16 protein-coding genes and 2 tRNA genes are annotated in these 16,706 nt (G+C 53.5%); 9 read left to right on the forward strand and 9 right to left on the reverse strand.

Going from position 1 to position 16,706, the window contains the following annotated elements; all coding sequences use genetic code 11:
- Window position 1: 1 nt before the first annotated feature.
- The 8 genes from OGX97_RS18730 to mltB all read right to left on the reverse strand — a co-directional run bounded on the left by OGX97_RS18730 (window position 2) and on the right by mltB (window position 7,203).
- A tRNA-Arg gene (locus OGX97_RS18730) sits at window positions 2–78 on the reverse strand.
- 3 nt (window positions 79–81) lie between these two features.
- Window positions 82–174 (reverse strand) — tRNA-Ser (locus tag OGX97_RS18735).
- A 336-nt stretch (window positions 175–510) separates the two neighbouring features.
- Complete coding sequence (csrA, locus tag OGX97_RS18740) at window positions 511–696, reverse strand: carbon storage regulator CsrA (RefSeq protein WP_000906486.1); 186 nt, start codon at window positions 694–696, stop codon at window positions 511–513.
- A gap of 238 nt (window positions 697–934) precedes the next feature.
- Window positions 935–3,562, reverse strand: a complete 2,628-nt coding sequence (gene alaS, locus OGX97_RS18745) for an alanine--tRNA ligase (RefSeq protein WP_234103170.1) — start codon at window positions 3,560–3,562, stop codon at window positions 935–937.
- A gap of 128 nt (window positions 3,563–3,690) precedes the next feature.
- Complete coding sequence (recX, locus tag OGX97_RS18750) at window positions 3,691–4,191, reverse strand: recombination regulator RecX (protein WP_048225248.1); 501 nt, start codon at window positions 4,189–4,191, stop codon at window positions 3,691–3,693.
- Between the two features lie 86 nt (window positions 4,192–4,277).
- Window positions 4,278–5,342 (reverse strand): recombinase RecA, encoded by a 1,065-nt coding sequence (recA, locus tag OGX97_RS18755; protein ID WP_003037330.1) that lies wholly within the window; start codon window positions 5,340–5,342, stop codon window positions 4,278–4,280.
- A gap of 92 nt (window positions 5,343–5,434) precedes the next feature.
- A complete protein-coding gene (gene pncC / locus OGX97_RS18760) occupies window positions 5,435–5,932 on the reverse strand; it encodes a nicotinamide-nucleotide amidase (protein ID WP_048225249.1) in 498 nt (165 codons plus the stop codon).
- A gap of 191 nt (window positions 5,933–6,123) precedes the next feature.
- Window positions 6,124–7,203 (reverse strand): lytic murein transglycosylase B, encoded by a 1,080-nt coding sequence (mltB, locus tag OGX97_RS18765; RefSeq protein ID WP_003037336.1) that lies wholly within the window; start codon window positions 7,201–7,203, stop codon window positions 6,124–6,126.
- A 264-nt stretch (window positions 7,204–7,467) separates the two neighbouring features.
- Between mltB and srlA the strand changes: the two genes are divergently transcribed.
- The 7 genes from srlA to gutQ all read left to right on the forward strand — a co-directional run bounded on the left by srlA (window position 7,468) and on the right by gutQ (window position 12,389).
- On the forward strand, window positions 7,468–8,031 hold the full coding sequence (gene srlA / locus OGX97_RS18770; protein ID WP_003037339.1) for a PTS glucitol/sorbitol transporter subunit IIC: 564 nt from the start codon (window positions 7,468–7,470) through the stop codon (window positions 8,029–8,031).
- On the forward strand, window positions 8,028–8,999 hold the full coding sequence (gene srlE / locus OGX97_RS18775; RefSeq protein WP_008785620.1) for a PTS glucitol/sorbitol transporter subunit IIB: 972 nt from the start codon (window positions 8,028–8,030) through the stop codon (window positions 8,997–8,999). Before srlA ends, srlE begins: the two co-directional genes overlap by 4 nt.
- Before the next feature lie 13 nt (window positions 9,000–9,012).
- Complete coding sequence (srlB, locus tag OGX97_RS18780) at window positions 9,013–9,375, forward strand: PTS glucitol/sorbitol transporter subunit IIA (RefSeq protein WP_008785621.1); 363 nt, start codon at window positions 9,013–9,015, stop codon at window positions 9,373–9,375.
- A 17-nt stretch (window positions 9,376–9,392) separates the two neighbouring features.
- The gene (gene srlD / locus OGX97_RS18785; protein WP_003037345.1) at window positions 9,393–10,172 is read left to right on the forward strand and encodes a sorbitol-6-phosphate dehydrogenase; all 780 of its coding nucleotides are present in this window, start codon (window positions 9,393–9,395) and stop codon (window positions 10,170–10,172) included.
- 55 nt (window positions 10,173–10,227) lie between these two features.
- Window positions 10,228–10,587 carry a transcriptional regulator GutM gene (gene gutM, locus OGX97_RS18790; protein ID WP_235126913.1) on the forward strand — a complete coding sequence of 120 codons (360 nt, stop codon included), beginning with the start codon at window positions 10,228–10,230 and terminating at the stop codon, window positions 10,585–10,587.
- Between the two features lie 70 nt (window positions 10,588–10,657).
- Window positions 10,658–11,431: a glucitol operon DNA-binding transcriptional repressor SrlR gene (gene srlR, locus OGX97_RS18795; RefSeq protein WP_003037350.1), complete on the forward strand. Its 774-nt coding sequence runs from the start codon at window positions 10,658–10,660 to the stop codon at window positions 11,429–11,431.
- Window positions 11,424–12,389 (forward strand): arabinose-5-phosphate isomerase GutQ, encoded by a 966-nt coding sequence (gutQ, locus tag OGX97_RS18800; RefSeq protein WP_003825938.1) that lies wholly within the window; start codon window positions 11,424–11,426, stop codon window positions 12,387–12,389. The genes srlR and gutQ overlap by 8 nt, the downstream gene beginning before the upstream one ends.
- On the opposite strand, the gene norR is transcribed toward gutQ, so the two are convergent.
- Window positions 12,386–13,906 (reverse strand): nitric oxide reductase transcriptional regulator NorR, encoded by a 1,521-nt coding sequence (gene norR / locus OGX97_RS18805; protein WP_182315723.1) that lies wholly within the window; start codon window positions 13,904–13,906, stop codon window positions 12,386–12,388. The genes gutQ and norR overlap by 4 nt on opposite strands.
- Window positions 13,907–14,097: 191 nt before the next feature.
- Here norR and norV point away from each other — a divergent pair, with 191 nt between their 5' ends.
- Both norV and norW read left to right on the forward strand, forming a co-directional pair.
- Window positions 14,098–15,546, forward strand: coding sequence for an anaerobic nitric oxide reductase flavorubredoxin (norV, locus tag OGX97_RS18810; protein WP_008785624.1), 1,449 nt, complete (start codon window positions 14,098–14,100; stop codon window positions 15,544–15,546).
- Window positions 15,543–16,676 carry an NADH:flavorubredoxin reductase NorW gene (norW, locus tag OGX97_RS18815; RefSeq protein WP_235126910.1) on the forward strand — a complete coding sequence of 378 codons (1,134 nt, stop codon included), beginning with the start codon at window positions 15,543–15,545 and terminating at the stop codon, window positions 16,674–16,676. Before norV ends, norW begins: the two co-directional genes overlap by 4 nt.
- The last annotated feature ends 30 nt before the right edge of the window (window positions 16,677–16,706 follow it).

Consider the following 16,706-nt stretch of genomic DNA (forward strand, 5'->3'; position numbering starts at 1 on the left):
ATGGTGCATCCGGGAGGATTCGAACCTCCGACCGCTCGGTTCGTAGCCGAGTACTCTATCCAGCTGAGCTACGGATGCAAATGGCGGTGAGGCGGGGATTCGAACCCCGGATGCAGCTTTTGACCGCATACTCCCTTAGCAGGGGAGCGCCTTCAGCCTCTCGGCCACCTCACCAACACGCCTCTTGCGAGTGCTTCGAAGAACTTGTTTCTGCTCATCGTCGCTGCGTGGCGCACATATTACTTTCTGGGACTTATAAGTCAAACAATTTTTCCAGAGCTTTTATCGTTTGCACATTTCACGCGCAATTAGTCTGTAAAAACGGCAAAAAGAGTGTTTTATCAACAGATAAATTGGCAATTTCCTGAAGGAGTGAACAAACGGAAACTTCGCAGGAAAAGGCATTACGCGCAGTGGAATCGAAAAAATGGGGAAGACAAAGAAGAAAAGAGAAGAAAAAGAGTAACTCAATCAGGTTGCGCCTCACCAGAAAGGTGAGACGCGAAAACCTTAGTAACTGGACTGCTGGGATTTTTCAGCCTGGATACGCTGGTAGATCTCTTCACGATGGACAGAAACTTCTTTCGGGGCGTTTACGCCAATGCGCACCTGGTTGCCCTTCACCCCTAAAACTGTCACGGTGACCTCATCGCCTATCATGAGGGTCTCACCAACTCGACGAGTCAGAATCAGCATTCTTTGCTCCTTGAAAGATTAAAAGAGTCGGGTCTCTCTGTATCCCGGCATTATCCATCATATAACGCCAAAAAGTAAGCGATGACAAACACCTAAGTGTAAGCAGTCACGGCATCACATTCTGTTAAACCTAAGTTTAGCCGATATACACAACTTCAACCTGACTTTATCGTTGTCGATAGCGTTGATTCAAACGCTGCGGATTGAAGTCCGCAGCGTCGACTTACGCTTATAATTATTACAGTTTTGCGCTGACCCAGCCTTTCACACTGGCTAACGCTGCAGGCAGAGCCGCTGCATCCGTACCACCGGCTTGCGCCATGTCCGGACGACCGCCACCCTTGCCGCCGACCTGCTGAGCGACCATTCCAACCAGTTCCCCTGCTTTCACGCGATCTGTCACGTCCTTAGACACACCCGCAATCAGAGAAACCTTACCTTCCACTACCGTTGCCAGAACGATAACGGTAGACCCCAGTTGATTTTTCAGATCATCAACCATGGTACGCAACATTTTCGGCTCAACGTCCGCGAGTTCGCTGACCAGCAACTTCACGCCGTTGATATCAACCGCTTTGCTGGAAAGATTTGCACTCTCCTGCGCCGCAGCCTGTTCCTTCAATTGCTGCAATTCTTTTTCCAGTTGACGTGTACGCTCCAGCACGGAACGAACTTTGTCACCGATATTCTGGCTATCGCCTTTCAGCAGCTGCGCAATATCGCTTAAGCGATCGCTCTCAGCATGCACGGTTTGGATAGCACCTTCACCGGTTACGGCTTCAATACGACGAACGCCTGCCGCAGTACCTGACTCGGACACAATGCGGAACAGACCGATATCACCCGTACGGCTGGCGTGAGTACCGCCACACAACTCGGTAGAGAAATCACCCATGCTCAGAACGCGCACATGGTCGTCATATTTCTCGCCAAACAGTGCCATTGCGCCTTTGGCTTTTGCCGCTTCGAGATCCATGATGTTCGTTTCAATCGGCAAGTTGCGACGGATTTGCGCGTTCACCAGATCTTCAACGGCACGGATTTCAGCAGGCTTCATTGCTTCGGTATGAGAGAAGTCGAAGCGCAGCAGTTTATCGTTAACCAACGAACCTTTCTGTGCCACATGTGTGCCCAGAACCTGGCGCAGCGCTGCGTGCATCAGGTGCGTTGCGGAGTGGTTCAAACGAATACGCGCACGACGGGCTTCATCCACATCAGCCTGTACCGCATCACCAATTTTCAGAGAACCCGCAGACAGCTTGCCAATGTGACCAATGGCCTGGCCATATTTCTGCGTGTCGCTAACGGCAAACGCGAAGCCTGCGCCTTTCAGCTCACCCTTGTCGCCAACCTGACCACCAGATTCCGCATAGAACGGCGTCTGATCCAGTACGACAACGGCATCCTGACCTGCGTTAATTGCGTCTACCGCTTTACCATCAACAAACAGCGCGGTCACTTTGCCGTTCAGTTCCAGGTGCTCGTAGCCTTTAAATTCAGAGGCGCCATCAACGCGAATCATCGCATTGTAGTCTGCGCCAAAACCGCTGGCTTCACGCGCACGACGGCGCTGTTCTTCCATTGCAGCTTCAAAGCCCGCTTCATCAACCTTAATGTTACGCTCGCGGCAAACGTCTGCCGTCAGGTCAACCGGGAAACCGTAGGTGTCATACAGACGGAATGCGGTTTCGCCATCCAGCGTATCGCCAGACAGTTTTGCCAGTTCTTCGTCCAGCAGCGCCAGACCACGCTCCAGAGTACGCGCAAACTGCTCTTCTTCGGTTTTCAGAACCTGTTCAACCATAACCTGCTGACGCTTCAGTTCTTCACCTGCAGAGCCCATGACGTCCACCAACGGACCAACCAGCTTGTAGAAGAAGGTATCCTTCGCGCCCAGCATGTTGCCATGACGTACCGCGCGACGAATGATACGGCGCAGCACATAGCCACGGTTTTCATTCGACGGGACAACGCCATCGGCAATCAGGAATGCACAGGAACGGATATGGTCAGCGATAACGCGCAGAGACTTGTTGCTCAGATCGGTTGCGCCAGTGACTTTCGCCACGGATTCGATCAATGAGCGGAACAGGTCGATTTCATAGTTGGAGTTAACGTGTTGCAGCACGGCCGCAATACGCTCCAGACCCATACCGGTATCCACGGACGGTTTCGGCAGCGGTTCCATGGTGCCGTCAGCCTGACGGTTGAACTGCATGAAGACGATGTTCCAGATCTCAATGTAGCGATCCCCATCTTCTTCTGCGCTTCCCGGAGGTCCACCCCAGATATGGTCGCCGTGGTCGTAGAAAATTTCGGTACATGGACCGCAAGGACCGGTATCACCCATCTGCCAGAAGTTGTCTGAAGCATAAGCCGCACCTTTGTTATCACCGATACGGATGATACGTTCGCGCGGAATACCGACTTCTTTTTCCCAGATTTCATAGGCTTCATCGTCAGTTTCATAGACGGTTACCCACAGACGCTCTTTTGGCAGGGCAAACCAGTTTTCACCGGTCAGCAGTTCCCATGCATATTGAATAGCGTCGTGTTTGAAGTAATCGCCGAAGCTGAAGTTGCCCAGCATTTCGAAGAAAGTGTGGTGACGTGCAGTGTAACCGACGTTTTCCAGGTCATTGTGCTTACCGCCCGCACGTACACAACGCTGCGAGGTGGTTGCGCGGGAATAATTACGCTTGTCGAGGCCAAGGAAAACATCCTTGAACTGGTTCATCCCGGCGTTGGTAAACAACAAAGTAGGGTCATTGTTCGGTACCAGGGAGCTGCTGGCAACTACCTGGTGTCCTTTACTATGGAAAAAATCGAGAAACGCCTGACGGATCTCAGCGGTGCTCTTGCTCATAATTATCCTGAAGAAATCAAGCTAACGAAATGTCATTACCAGCATCGGCACGCAAACTGCGCCTCTGGCAATCGAAAAGTGGGAATAAGATAAGTTTTCTTTACTGGGAAGTAAAATCCCGTATGCGGTCAATCGTCAAAATTTCGCCATATTGCCTGAATATCTTCCATCAGATAGCCGCGATAGAGCAAAAAACGCTGGACCTTTACTTTATCTGAAAAATCGACAGGTAAAGGTTCACCGTACTTCCGAATGGCCTGCTCGCGTGCAAGCACTGCCCAGTCAATTTCGCACTCACGCATGGCCCGCTCGATAGCTTCACGTGCGATCCCTTTTTGGTTTAATTCCTGGCGCACTCGGGCTGGTCCATAACCTTTGCGGCTACGGCTGGCGATAAACTGCTGCACGAAACGATCATCATCCAGATAACGACTTTCAATACACCAGGCGATGACCTTGTCGTAATCCTCCGGCGTGGCATCAATTTCTTCTGGTCCATTTTTCCCCATCACCGGAGCGGCCAGCTTGCGCCGCAGTTCCTGCTCGCTGTGGTCGCGCATCGCCAGAATGCGTACGGCGCGGTCAAGCAGTCGGGAATAAGCGGAACGGCGGGAAGTTGCTTCTGTCATAGTAAGCCTTCAGAAATGAAAAAGGGCTGCATGATATGCAGCCCTTTACTATATGTGATTCACAACATGCGATTCAAAACAGATTATCAGAAATCTTCGTTCGTTTCTTTTACGTCTTCGCCGCTGTCATCAACGGAGAAATCAGGCGTTGAATCCTGGTTATTGAGCAGTAACTCACGCAATTTCTTCTCAATTTCTTTCGCAGTTGCCGGGTTTTCTTTTAGCCAGTTGGTCGCATTCGCCTTACCCTGACCGATTTTCTCACCGTTGTAGCTGTACCATGCACCGGCTTTTTCAATCAGCTTCTCTTTCACGCCCAGGTCAACCAGTTCGCCGTAGAAGTTGATGCCTTCACCGTAAAGGATCTGGAATTCAGCCTGTTTGAACGGCGCTGCAATTTTGTTTTTCACAACCTTAACACGGGTTTCGCTGCCGACCACGTTGTCGCCTTCTTTCACCGCGCCAATACGACGGATGTCCAGACGAACAGACGCATAGAATTTCAGGGCGTTACCACCGGTAGTGGTTTCCGGGTTACCAAACATAACGCCAATCTTCATACGGATCTGGTTGATGAAAATCAGCAGCGTGTTGGACTGCTTCAGGTTACCGGCCAGCTTACGCATTGCCTGGCTCATCATACGCGCCGCAAGGCCCATGTGAGAATCGCCAATCTCGCCTTCGATTTCTGCCTTCGGCGTCAATGCGGCAACGGAGTCGACAACGATAACGTCAACCGCACCGGAGCGCGCCAGCGCATCACAGATTTCCAGCGCTTGTTCACCGGTATCCGGCTGAGAACACAGCAGGTTGTCGATATCAACGCCAAGCTTACGGGCATAGACCGGATCCAGCGCGTGTTCCGCATCGATAAATGCACAGGTTTTACCTTCACGCTGCGCAGCGGCAATAACCTGCAGGGTCAGCGTTGTTTTACCGGAGGATTCAGGCCCGTAGATTTCGACGATACGGCCCATTGGCAAACCGCCCGCGCCCAATGCGATATCCAGAGAAAGCGAACCGGTGGAGATAGTTTCCACATCCATGGAACGGTCTTCACCCAGGCGCATGATGGAGCCTTTACCGAATTGCTTTTCGATCTGACCCAGCGCTGCAGCCAACGCTTTCTGTTTGTTTTCGTCGATAGCCATTAATTACTCCTGTCATGCCGCTTTCGGGTTAAACCGCGAAACGTGATAGATAATGTTCTGTTGAGGCAATTATACTGTATGCTCATACAGTATCAAGTATTTTGTAGAAATTGTTGCCACAGGGTTTGTAACGCGTAGACGGTCGCCTGTCGACGTACCGCGTCGCGATCGCCGCTGAAGCATTCCCGACGCGTAATCCCCTCGCCGCTCGCGCTGGCAAAGGCGAACCATACGGTACCCACGGGCTTTTCTTCACTGCCGCCATCCGGCCCGGCAATACCGCTGATCGAGACCGCGAAATGCGCGCGGGCAGCTTTTAGCGCGCCAATCGCCATCTCCACTACCACAGGCTCGCTCACCGCCCCATGCTGGGCCAGCGTCTCTTCGCGCACGCCAATCATCTGCGCTTTGGCTTCGTTGCTGTAGGTCACAAACCCGCGTTCAAACCAGGCGGAGCTTCCGGCAATATCCGTAATCGCTTTGGCCACCCAGCCGCCGGTGCAGGACTCCGCCGTCGTAACGGTCGCCCCACGCGCTTTCAGCGCCAGGCCAACCTGCTCACTTAACTGCATCAGTTCACTGTCGGTCATTTCAGCCTCTGTCAGTTAAAAAATATGCCGGACAAGATAGCACTTTCATAACCAATGTGGGGATGGAGAGAACGTTTTACGAGGGGGATTCCAAAAATTGCTCCGTTGCATAAATAAGACCTGCCGGATGACGATGTCAGGGCATCTTATCCGGCCTACAAGAGATTTCTTCCTGTAGGCCGGTGGAGCGATTACTGCACGCGCGCCAGCGCGACCGCCTGACCCAACTGCCACACGGCCATCGCGTAGTGGGTACTGTGGTTGTAGCGGGTGATGGTGTAGAAGTTCGGCAATCCATACCAGTACTGATAGCCGGTACCAATATCCAGGCGCAGCAGGCTGGCCTGCTGATGATTACCCAACGACTGCTGTGGCGTCAGACCCGCCGCAGCAAGCTGAGAAATGCTGTACTGGGTTTTAAAGCCGTTCGCCAGCCCAGGTGCCTGACCATTTGCCGGCACCGCGACCGTATCGCCTTTCACCCAGCCGTGGCCCTTGAAGTAATTCGCCACGCTACCGATGGCATCAACCGGATCCCACAGGTTAATGTGGCCATCACCATTAAAATCAACGGCATATTGCTTATAGGAAGACGGCATAAACTGGCCGTAGCCCATCGCGCCGGCGAAAGAACCTTTCAAATCGAGCGGATCGTCGCTTTCATCTCGCGCCATCAGCAGGAAGGTTTCCAGTTCACCAGAGAAGTATTCCGCACGACGAGGATAGTTAAACGACAGCGTCGCCAGCGCATCCAGAATCCGCGTTTTACCCATCACGCGGCCCCAACGCGTTTCAACGCCGATAATGCCAACGATAATTTCCGGCGGAACACCATAGACCTGCCACGCACGGTTCAGCGCATCTTCATATTGATTCCAGAAGGCTACGCCATTTTGCACGTTGTCAGGCGTGATGAACTGTTTGCGGTAGCGCAGCCATGCGCCGTTAGGACCGGCTGGCGGTTGAGTCGTCGGTGCCTGGCGGTCCATCAAACGCAATACCGAGTCCAGACGCTTGGCCTGCGACAAGATCTCCTGCAGCTGCTGGCGGTCAAAGCCGTGCTTGTTCACCATTTTTTCGATGAACTGCTGCGCGTTCGGATTATTGGCAAAATCACCGCCCGTTTGCATGACGTTGTGCTGTGGCTCAAGCAGGAAGCCGCCGGATGGCGCACCCGTAGTCGTTTGAGTCTCTGAAGGTTTAGGTTTGCTGCTACAGGCAGCGAGCAGTACGAAAAGGGGGAGTAACGCTACATAACGACGCTTGAACATGAGACATCCATTAAACAAATTCAGCCTGGGAGAAGTATGGTAAAGCATCCTCCGCCATACAAGGAAGCGGTAGTCGCTCTCCTTCACAGAATTTACATCCCCTTTCATCTCTGACCTTCACATTTGCGAGCCTTCACGCAATAACTTTCAAATTAAAATATTTATCTTTCATTTTGAGATCAAAATAACACTTTTATATCTTTCGATCTGATTAAAATTAGCCACCGTTTGGCAAGATAACTAAAATCCCTACAGGAGAGAATAATGATCGACACCATCACACTCGGTGCTGAGTGGTTTATCGGGCTGTTCCAGAAAGGCGGAGAAGTGTTTACCGGTATGGTGACCGGTATTCTTCCCCTGCTGATTAGCCTGCTGGTCATCATGAATGCGCTGATTAACTTTATCGGCCAGCAGCGTATTGAACGTTTTGCTCAGCGCTGCGCCGGGAATCCACTGTCCCGCTATTTGCTGCTGCCGTGCATCGGCACATTTGTATTTTGTAACCCGATGACGCTGAGTCTGGGTCGCTTTATGCCAGAAAAATACAAGCCCAGCTACTACGCCGCCGCCTCTTACAGTTGCCATTCCATGAACGGCTTATTCCCGCACATCAACCCCGGCGAACTGTTTGTCTATTTGGGGATCGCCAGCGGCCTGACCACGCTTGGGCTTCCACTTGGCCCACTGGCGGTGAGCTACCTGCTGGTCGGTTTGGTGACTAACTTCTTCCGCGGCTGGGTGACCGATTTCACCACCACTATCTTTGAGAAAAAAATGGGCATTCAACTTGAGCAGAAGGTGCATCTGGCGGGAGCAACATCATGACACGTATTCGTATTGAAAAAGGCACCGGCGGCTGGGGTGGCCCCCTTGAACTGGATGCCATTCCGGGCAAGAAAATTGTCTATATCACCGCCGGAACTCGCCCCGCAATAGTCGACAGGATAGCAAGCCTGACCGGTTGGCAGGCAGTTGATGGCTTCAAAGAAGGTGAGCCGCCGGAGAACGAAATTGGTGTGGCGATCATCGACTGCGGCGGCACGCTGCGCTGTGGGATCTATCCCAAACGCCGTATACCGACGGTGAATATTCACGCTACGGGTAAATCCGGCCCGCTGGCTCAGTACATTGTCGAAGATATCTATGTCTCTGGCGTGAAAGAAGAAAACATCACGATAGTCGGCGAGGCATCCGCTGCACCTCAACCTGCAAGCAGCACTATCGGTCGCGATTACGACACCAGTAAAAAGATTACCGAACAAAGCGACGGCCTGTTGGCAAAAGTGGGAATGGGCATGGGTTCAGCCGTTGCGGTTCTGTTCCAGTCCGGACGTGACACCATCGATACCGTCCTGAAAACTATTCTGCCATTTATGGCGTTCGTCTCGGCACTGATCGGCATCATTATGGCTTCGGGTCTGGGAGACTGGATTGCCCATGGACTCGCGCCGCTGGCCAGCCATCCGTTGGGACTGGTTACTCTGGCGCTGATCTGCTCTTTCCCGCTGCTGTCGCCTTTCCTCGGCCCCGGTGCGGTTATCGCCCAGGTTATCGGCGTGCTGATCGGTGTACAGATTGGTCTGGGGAACATTCCTCCGCATCTGGCGCTACCTGCCCTGTTCGCCATTAACGCCCAGGCTGCATGTGACTTTATTCCGGTCGGATTGTCGCTGGCCGAAGCGCGTCAGGACACTGTCCGCGTCGGCGTGCCATCCGTACTGGTGAGCCGTTTTCTGACCGGCGCGCCTACCGTTCTCATCGCCTGGTTTGTTTCTGGCTTTATTTACCAATAAGGGGCACTCAAAAATGACCGTCATTTATCAAACCACCATCACCCGTATCGGCCAGAGCGCCCCGGATGCACTGTGCGACCAGATGCTGATTACCTTTCGTGAAGGCGCGCCAGCGGATATCGAAGAGTTTTGTTTCATCCATTGCCACGGGGACCTGAACGGCTCTTTACAAGCAGGGATCCAGTTTGAACTGGGCCAGCACCACTACCCGGTCACCGCCGTTGGCAGCGTGGCGGAACAAAACTTACGTGAACTCGGGCATATCACCCTGCGCTTTGACGGGCAGAGCGAAGCGGAATTCCCCGGCACTGTACACGTTGCGGGCCCCGTCCCGGACGGTATCACCCCGGGCTGTATTTTGAAGTTTGTTGCTTAAGATTGAAGGAGATAAAAATGAATCAGGTTGCCGTTGTCATTGGTGGAGGCCAGACCCTGGGGGCATTCCTTTGCCGTGGGCTTGCGACAGAAGGATACCGCGTCGCGGTGGTGGATATTCAAAGCGATAAAGCTGCCAACGTCGCGCAAGAAATTAACGCCGAGTTTGGCGAAGGTACCGCGTACGGTTTTGGCGCAGATGCCACCAGCGAACAGAGCGTGCTGGCGCTGTCGCGCGGAGTGGATGAAATATTCGGTCGTGTCGATCTGCTGGTTTACAGTGCGGGTATCGCTAAAGCCGCGTTTATCAGCGACTTTCAGCTTGGGGATTTCGACCGCTCGCTACAGGTCAATCTGGTCGGCTACTTCCTCTGTGCTCGTGAATTTTCACGCCTGATGATCCGCGATGGCGTGCAGGGACGCATTATCCAGATCAACTCAAAATCAGGGAAAGTGGGCAGCAAACACAATTCAGGCTACAGCGCGGCAAAATTTGGTGGCGTGGGCTTAACTCAGTCGCTGGCGCTGGATCTGGCGGAGTATGGGATCACCGTACATTCGCTGATGCTCGGCAACCTGCTGAAATCACCAATGTTTCAGTCGTTATTACCGCAATATGCGACCAAGCTGGGCCTTAAGCCAGATGAGGTGGAGCAGTACTACATTGATAAGGTTCCGCTTAAACGCGGCTGCGATTATCAGGACGTACTGAACATGCTGCTGTTTTACGCCAGTCCAAAAGCCTCTTACTGCACCGGGCAGTCCATCAACGTGACCGGCGGTCAGGTGATGTTTTAATGTTGAATTGCCGGATGGCGGCTGCGCTTATCCGGCAAAATCAAAGGAGTACATAATGGTTTCCGCACTGATTACCGTCGCCGCAATCGCCTGGTGCCTGCAACTGGCGCTTGGTGGCTGGCAAATATCCCGCTTTAACCGGGCGTTTGATCAACTCTGCCAGCAAGGTCGGGTTGGTGTTGGTCGCTCCGGTGGGCGTTTTAAACCGCGCGTGGTGGTAGCCATTGCGCTGGATGAGCAGCAACGGGTGACCGACACGTTATTTATGAAAGGTCTTACGGTATTCGCCCGACCAGGCAAAATTGCCACGATAATAGGCAAACATCTTGATGATTTACAGCCTGATGTGATCTTTCCCCATGATCCGTTATCACAGAATGCACTATCATTGGCGCTTAAACTGAAACATGGGTAATTTCGTTGTGAATGCTAATAGCTTGCGAAATTATCATTTTGCAACTTATTAAGTCAGGGTAATCACGCCTATGAAACCTCGTCAGCGTCAGGCTGCCATACTGGAGCATCTGCAAAAGCAGGGCAAATGCTCGGTTGAAGAACTGGCCCACTACTTTGACACGACCGGCACGACCATTCGCAAAGACCTGGTCATTCTGGAAAATGCCGGAACCGTCATTCGTACCTATGGCGGTGTGGTATTAAATAAAGACGAATCCGACCCGCCAATCGATCACAAAACGCTAATCAATACGCATAAAAAAGAGCAGATTGCCGAAGCCGCCGTCCGTTTTATACACGATGGCGACTCTATTATTCTGGATGCGGGTAGCACCGTACTGCAGATGGTGCCGATGCTCACGCGCTTTAGCAACATCACCGTCATGACCAACAGTCTGCACATTGTTAACGCCCTTTCGGAGCTGGACAACGAGCAAACTATCCTGATGCCCGGCGGGACCTTTCGCAAAAAATCTGCGTCATTTCACGGTCAGCTGGCAGAAAACGCCTTTGAGCAGTTCAGCTTTGATAAACTCTTCATGGGCACCGACGGCATTGACCTTAATGCCGGCGTGACCACCTTTAATGAGGTGTTTAGCGTCAGTAAAGCGATGTGCAATGCCGCTCGCGAAGTGATTCTGATGGCTGACTCGTCAAAATTTGGGCGCAAAAGCCCTAATGTTGTATGCAGTCTGGAAAGCGTCGACAAGCTGATTACCGATGCGGGCATCGACCCTGCGTTTCGTCAGGCGCTGGAAGCAAAAGGGATTGAAGTGATCATAACCGGAGAAACCAATGAGTGATGCACTACTGAACGCGGGCCGTCAGACGTTAATGCTGGAACTACAGGAAGCCAGCCGACTGCCAGAACGCCTGGGCGATGATTTTGTCCGCGCCGCCAATACGATTATCCACTGTGAAGGCAAAGTCATTGTCTCCGGTATTGGTAAATCAGGTCATATTGGCAAAAAAATTGCGGCGACCCTCGCCAGTACCGGCACGCCCGCCTTTTTTGTGCATCCGGCGGAAGCGCTGCACGGCGACTTAGGGATGATCGAAAGCCGTGATGTCATGCTGTTTATCTCCTACTCCGGCGGTGCGAAAGAGCTGGATCTCATCATCCCACGCCTGGAAGACAAATCCGTCGCACTGCTGGCAATGACCGGAAAACCGACCTCACCGTTGGGTCTGGCAGCCAAAGCCGTGCTGGATATTTCCGTTGAGCGCGAAGCCTGTCCGATGCGCCTGGCACCGACGTCCAGCACCGTAAATACGTTGATGATGGGCGACGCGCTGGCGATCGCCGTAATGCAGGCGCGCGGCTTTAACGAAGAAGATTTTGCCCGCTCACATCCGGCAGGTGCGCTGGGCGCTCGTCTGTTAAATAAAGTGCATCATCTGATGCGCCGTGACGATGCCATACCTCAGGTGAAGCTCACCACCAGCGTGATGGACGCGATGCTGGAACTCAGCCGTACGGGTCTTGGCCTGGTCGCGGTCTGCGACGACCAGTCACTGGTGAAAGGGGTCTTTACCGACGGTGACCTGCGCCGCTGGCTGGTTGGCGGCGGAGCGCTCACCACCCAGGTTAGCGAAGCTATGACTCAGAATGGCATTACGCTGCAGGCGCAGAGCCGCGCGATTGACGCCAAAGAGATCCTGATGAAGCGTAAAATTACTGCCGCACCGGTGGTCGATGAAAACGGTAAACTCACCGGTGCTATCAACCTGCAGGATTTCTATCAGGCCGGTATTATCTAATCCTTCAGACCCAGACGTTTCGCCAGCCGGTGCAGGTTGGCGACGTCTGTTTCCAGCGCCCGCGCACTTGCCGCCCAACTGTGATTATTTTGCGCCAGTGCCCGGCGGATCATCTCCCGCTGGAACGACTCTGTTGCTTCACGCAGATTGTGATGTTGCGGGATCTCCGCAACAACTTCCGCCGCCTGCGGAGCCGGACCTTCGTCCTGCAAGGCAAAATGCTGCGCCTCCAGCACCACTTCATCCCCTGCTCTGGTAGCCCTGGCCAGAACAACCGCCCGGTGAATGGCATGCTCCAGCTCGCGCACGTTTCCGGGCCAGCCGTAATTCAGCAGATGGCTACGCGCGCCGGGGCTTAGCACCACGCGGGAAAGACCCAGCCGCAGTCGGCATTGCTCGCAAAAATAGCCGGCCAGCAGCACCACATCTTCGCCGCGCTCACGAAGAGGCGGTACAAAAAGGGGGAAGACGCTCAGACGGTGGAACAAATCTGCGCGGAAATTCCCGGCCAGCACCTCTTCGCGTAAATCACGGTTCGTCGCCGCCAGCACCCGCACATCCACGCGCAGGCTGCGATCGTCACCCACGCGCTGAATATCGCCGTACTGCAATACGCGTAGCAGCTTAGCCTGTAGCGCCAGCGAGAGTTCACCTATCTCGTCGAGAAACAGCGTCCCATTGTCGGCCATTTCAAACTTACCGCTACGATTGCTGATAGCCCCGGTAAACGCGCCTTTTACGTGACCAAACAGCTCACTTTCGGCTACGGTTTCCGGCAACGCCGCGCAGTTCAGATACACCAGAGGATTCACCGCGCGCGGCGAACCTTCATGGATAGCTTTAGCCACCAGCTCCTTCCCGGTCCCTGTTTCGCCGCTTATCAGCACGTTGAGATCGGACCCCGCCACAATCTCAATTTCTTTTTTCAGCTGCATCATATTGGGCGAAAGGCCAATCATCTGGGTTTCCGTCACCTGCTCAAAGTTGGTTGACGAACCTGGCAGCATATTCTGGCTTTCCAGTTGTTCAATCAGCAGCGCATTGCTCAGCGCACCCGCCGCCAGCGCGGCAATCAGCCTAAGCTCCTCATCGCTGAAAACATCGAACTGATCGGGCTCCATGCCATCCAGAGTTAACGCACCAATCAAATTTTGACCGGCGAACAACGGCAGCCCAATACAGGCATGCACCTTCAGACTCTCCTGCCCCGGAATCAGACCATCATATGGGTCTGGCAAATCGCTGTCGGCAGGGAAACGAACCACGTCTCCGGCGCGGGCAATCGCCTCCAGACGCGGATGCCCTTCCAGAGTAAAGCGTCTGCCGAGAACATCTTGCGCCAGCCCATCGATCGCCAGCGGAATAAACTGTCGCGACTCGTAGCGCAGCAGTGCCGACGCGTCGCACTCCAGCACCTGACGCAAAGTGGTTATCAGACGTTGAAAACGGTCCTGATGTCCAATACCGCTTTGTAATTCAATGGCGATGCCCGCCAGCACGTCTACGGAAAAGCTCATGACTACCTCATTGTCATTTTGACAATTCATATTGTCATATTGACAATAAAATAAATAGTCATTTTGACTACCACTTAATAAGCAGGAAACAATAAAAGCATTAAAATCAAAAAGATAAAAAGTTGGCACGCAACCTGCAATAAGCAAAACATCTTTTTTAGAAAAACGCTGAATTAATTACTGAGGTTGCTATGTCTATTCTGGTTAAAAATAACATTCATTGGGTTGGCCAACGTGACTGGGAAGTTCGTGATTTCCACGGGACTGAATACAAAACGCTGCGCGGCAGCAGCTACAACAGCTATCTCATCCGTGAAGAAAAAAATGTCCTGATCGATACAGTAGACCACAAGTTTAGCCGTGAATTCGTACAGAACCTGCGCAGTGAAATTGACCTCGCGGATATCGACTACATCATCATTAACCACGCGGAAGAAGACCATGCAGGGGCGCTGACTGAGCTGATGTCCTGCATCCCGGACACGCCGATTTACTGCACAGCCAACGCCATTGACTCCATCAACGGGCATCACCATCACCCGGAGTGGAATTTCAACGTGGTGAAAACCGGTGATTCACTGGACATTGGTAACGGCAAACAGCTGATCTTCGTTGAAACGCCAATGCTGCACTGGCCTGACAGCATGATGACCTACATGACCGGCGACGCGGTGCTGTTCAGTAACGACGCCTTCGGCCAGCACTACTGCGACGAACGTCTGTTTAACGACGAAGTTGACCAGACCGAACTGTTCGAACAGTGCCAACGTTACTACGCCAACATCCTGACGCCGTTCAGCCGTCTGGTTACACCGAAAATTACTGAGATCCTCGGCTTCAACCTGCCTGTCGATATGATTGCTACTTCCCACGGCGTGGTATGGCGCGACAACCCGACGCAAATCGTGGAAATGTATCTGAAATGGGCGGCGGATTATCAGGAAGACCGCATCACCATTTTCTACGACACCATGTCCAACAACACCCGCATGATGGCGGACGCCATAGCCCAGGGCATCAATGAAGTTGACCCGAACGTGGCAGTGAAAATCTTTAACGTCGCCCGTAGCGATAAGAACGAAGTTCTGACTAACGTCTTCCGCTCTAAAGGCGTGCTGGTCGGTACTTCGACGATGAACAACGTGATGATGCCAAAAATCGCCGGTTTGGTGGAAGAGATGACCGGCCTGCGTTTTCGTAACAAACGCGCCAGCGCCTTTGGCTCACACGGCTGGAGCGGCGGCGCAGTAGACCGTTTGTCTACGCGTTTGCAGGATGCTGGTTTCGAAATGTCGCTGAGCCTGAAGGCGAAATGGCGTCCGGACCTGGATGCACTGGAACTATGCCGCCAGCACGGCCGTGAAATCGCACGTCAGTGGGCGCTTGCGCCACTGCCGGAAACAACCGTGAAAGCCGCATCCAAAGAAGAAGAATGCGCTTGCGCCGCTGCGGCTGCCGCCGATCTTGGCCCTAGCATGCAGTGCAGCGTGTGCCAGTGGATTTACGATCCGGCAAAAGGTGAACCGCTGCAGGATGTCGCGCCGGGAACACCGTGGAGCGACGTGCCGGATAACTTCCTGTGTCCAGAATGTTCATTAGGTAAAGACGTCTTCGACGTCCTGGCAACGGAGGCAAAATGAGCCGCGGAATTGTCATTATTGGTTCGGGCTTCGCCGCCCGCCAGTTAGTCAAAAATATCCGTAAGCAGGATGCAAATGTCCCGCTGACCCTGATTGCTGCGGACAGCATGGATGAGTACAACAAGCCCGACCTCAGCCATGTTATCAGTCAGTCACAGCGTGCAGACGACCTCACCCGCCAGTCGGCGGGGGAGTTTGCCGAACAGTTTAATTTGCGCCTGTTCCCGCACACCTGGGTAACCGACATCGATGCTGATGCCCACGTAGTGAAAAGCCAGGATCAGCAGTGGCAGTACGACAAACTGGTGCTGGCGACGGGCGCGTCAGCCTTTGTACCGCCGGTTACCGGACGTGAGTTAATGCTCACATTGAACAGCCAACAAGAGTATCGCGCTTGTGAAACACAGCTGCGTGATGCCCAGCGGGTACTGATTGTCGGCGGCGGCTTGATTGGCAGTGAACTGGCGATGGATTTCTGTCGTGCCGGTAAAGCGGTAACGCTTATCGACAACGCCGCCAGCATTCTGGCTTCGCTGATGCCGCCGGAAGTCAGCAGTCGCTTACAGCATCGTCTGACCGATATGAGCGTACACCTGCTGTTGAAATCACAGCTTCAGGGGCTGGAGAAAACGGCGTCAGGTATTTGTGCCACGCTCGATCGTAGCCGCAGCGTAGAAGTCGATGCGGTGATCGCCGCCACCGGCTTACGCCCGGAGACCGCACTGGCGCGTCGTGCCGGATTGAACATCAATCGTGGCGTCTGCGTCGATAGCTACCTGCAAACCAGCCACCCGGACATTTATGCTCTCGGCGACTGTGCGGAGATTAACGGTCAGGTGCTCCCGTTCCTGCAGCCGATTCAGCTGAGCGCCATGTATCTGGCGAAAAACCTGCTCGGCGGCAATGCGCCATTGAAACTGCCAGCCATGCTGGTAAAAGTCAAAACGCCAGAACTGCCTCTGCATTTGGCCGGGGAAACCCAGCGCCGGGATCTAAACTGGCACATCGCCGCCGAAGCGCAGGGGATGGTCGCCAGAGGGATGAACGACGAAGGCCAGCTGTGTGCGTTTGTCGTCAGTGAAGACCGCATGAAAGAGGCCTTTGCGCTGCTGAAAACGTTGCCTGTGTAAGTCTGGGATGCCGGATGGTGCCGCTTCGCG

The organism is Citrobacter sp. Cpo061 (genome assembly GCF_030332845.1).
In the GTDB taxonomy this organism is placed as follows: Bacteria; Pseudomonadota; Gammaproteobacteria; order Enterobacterales; family Enterobacteriaceae; genus Citrobacter; species Citrobacter portucalensis.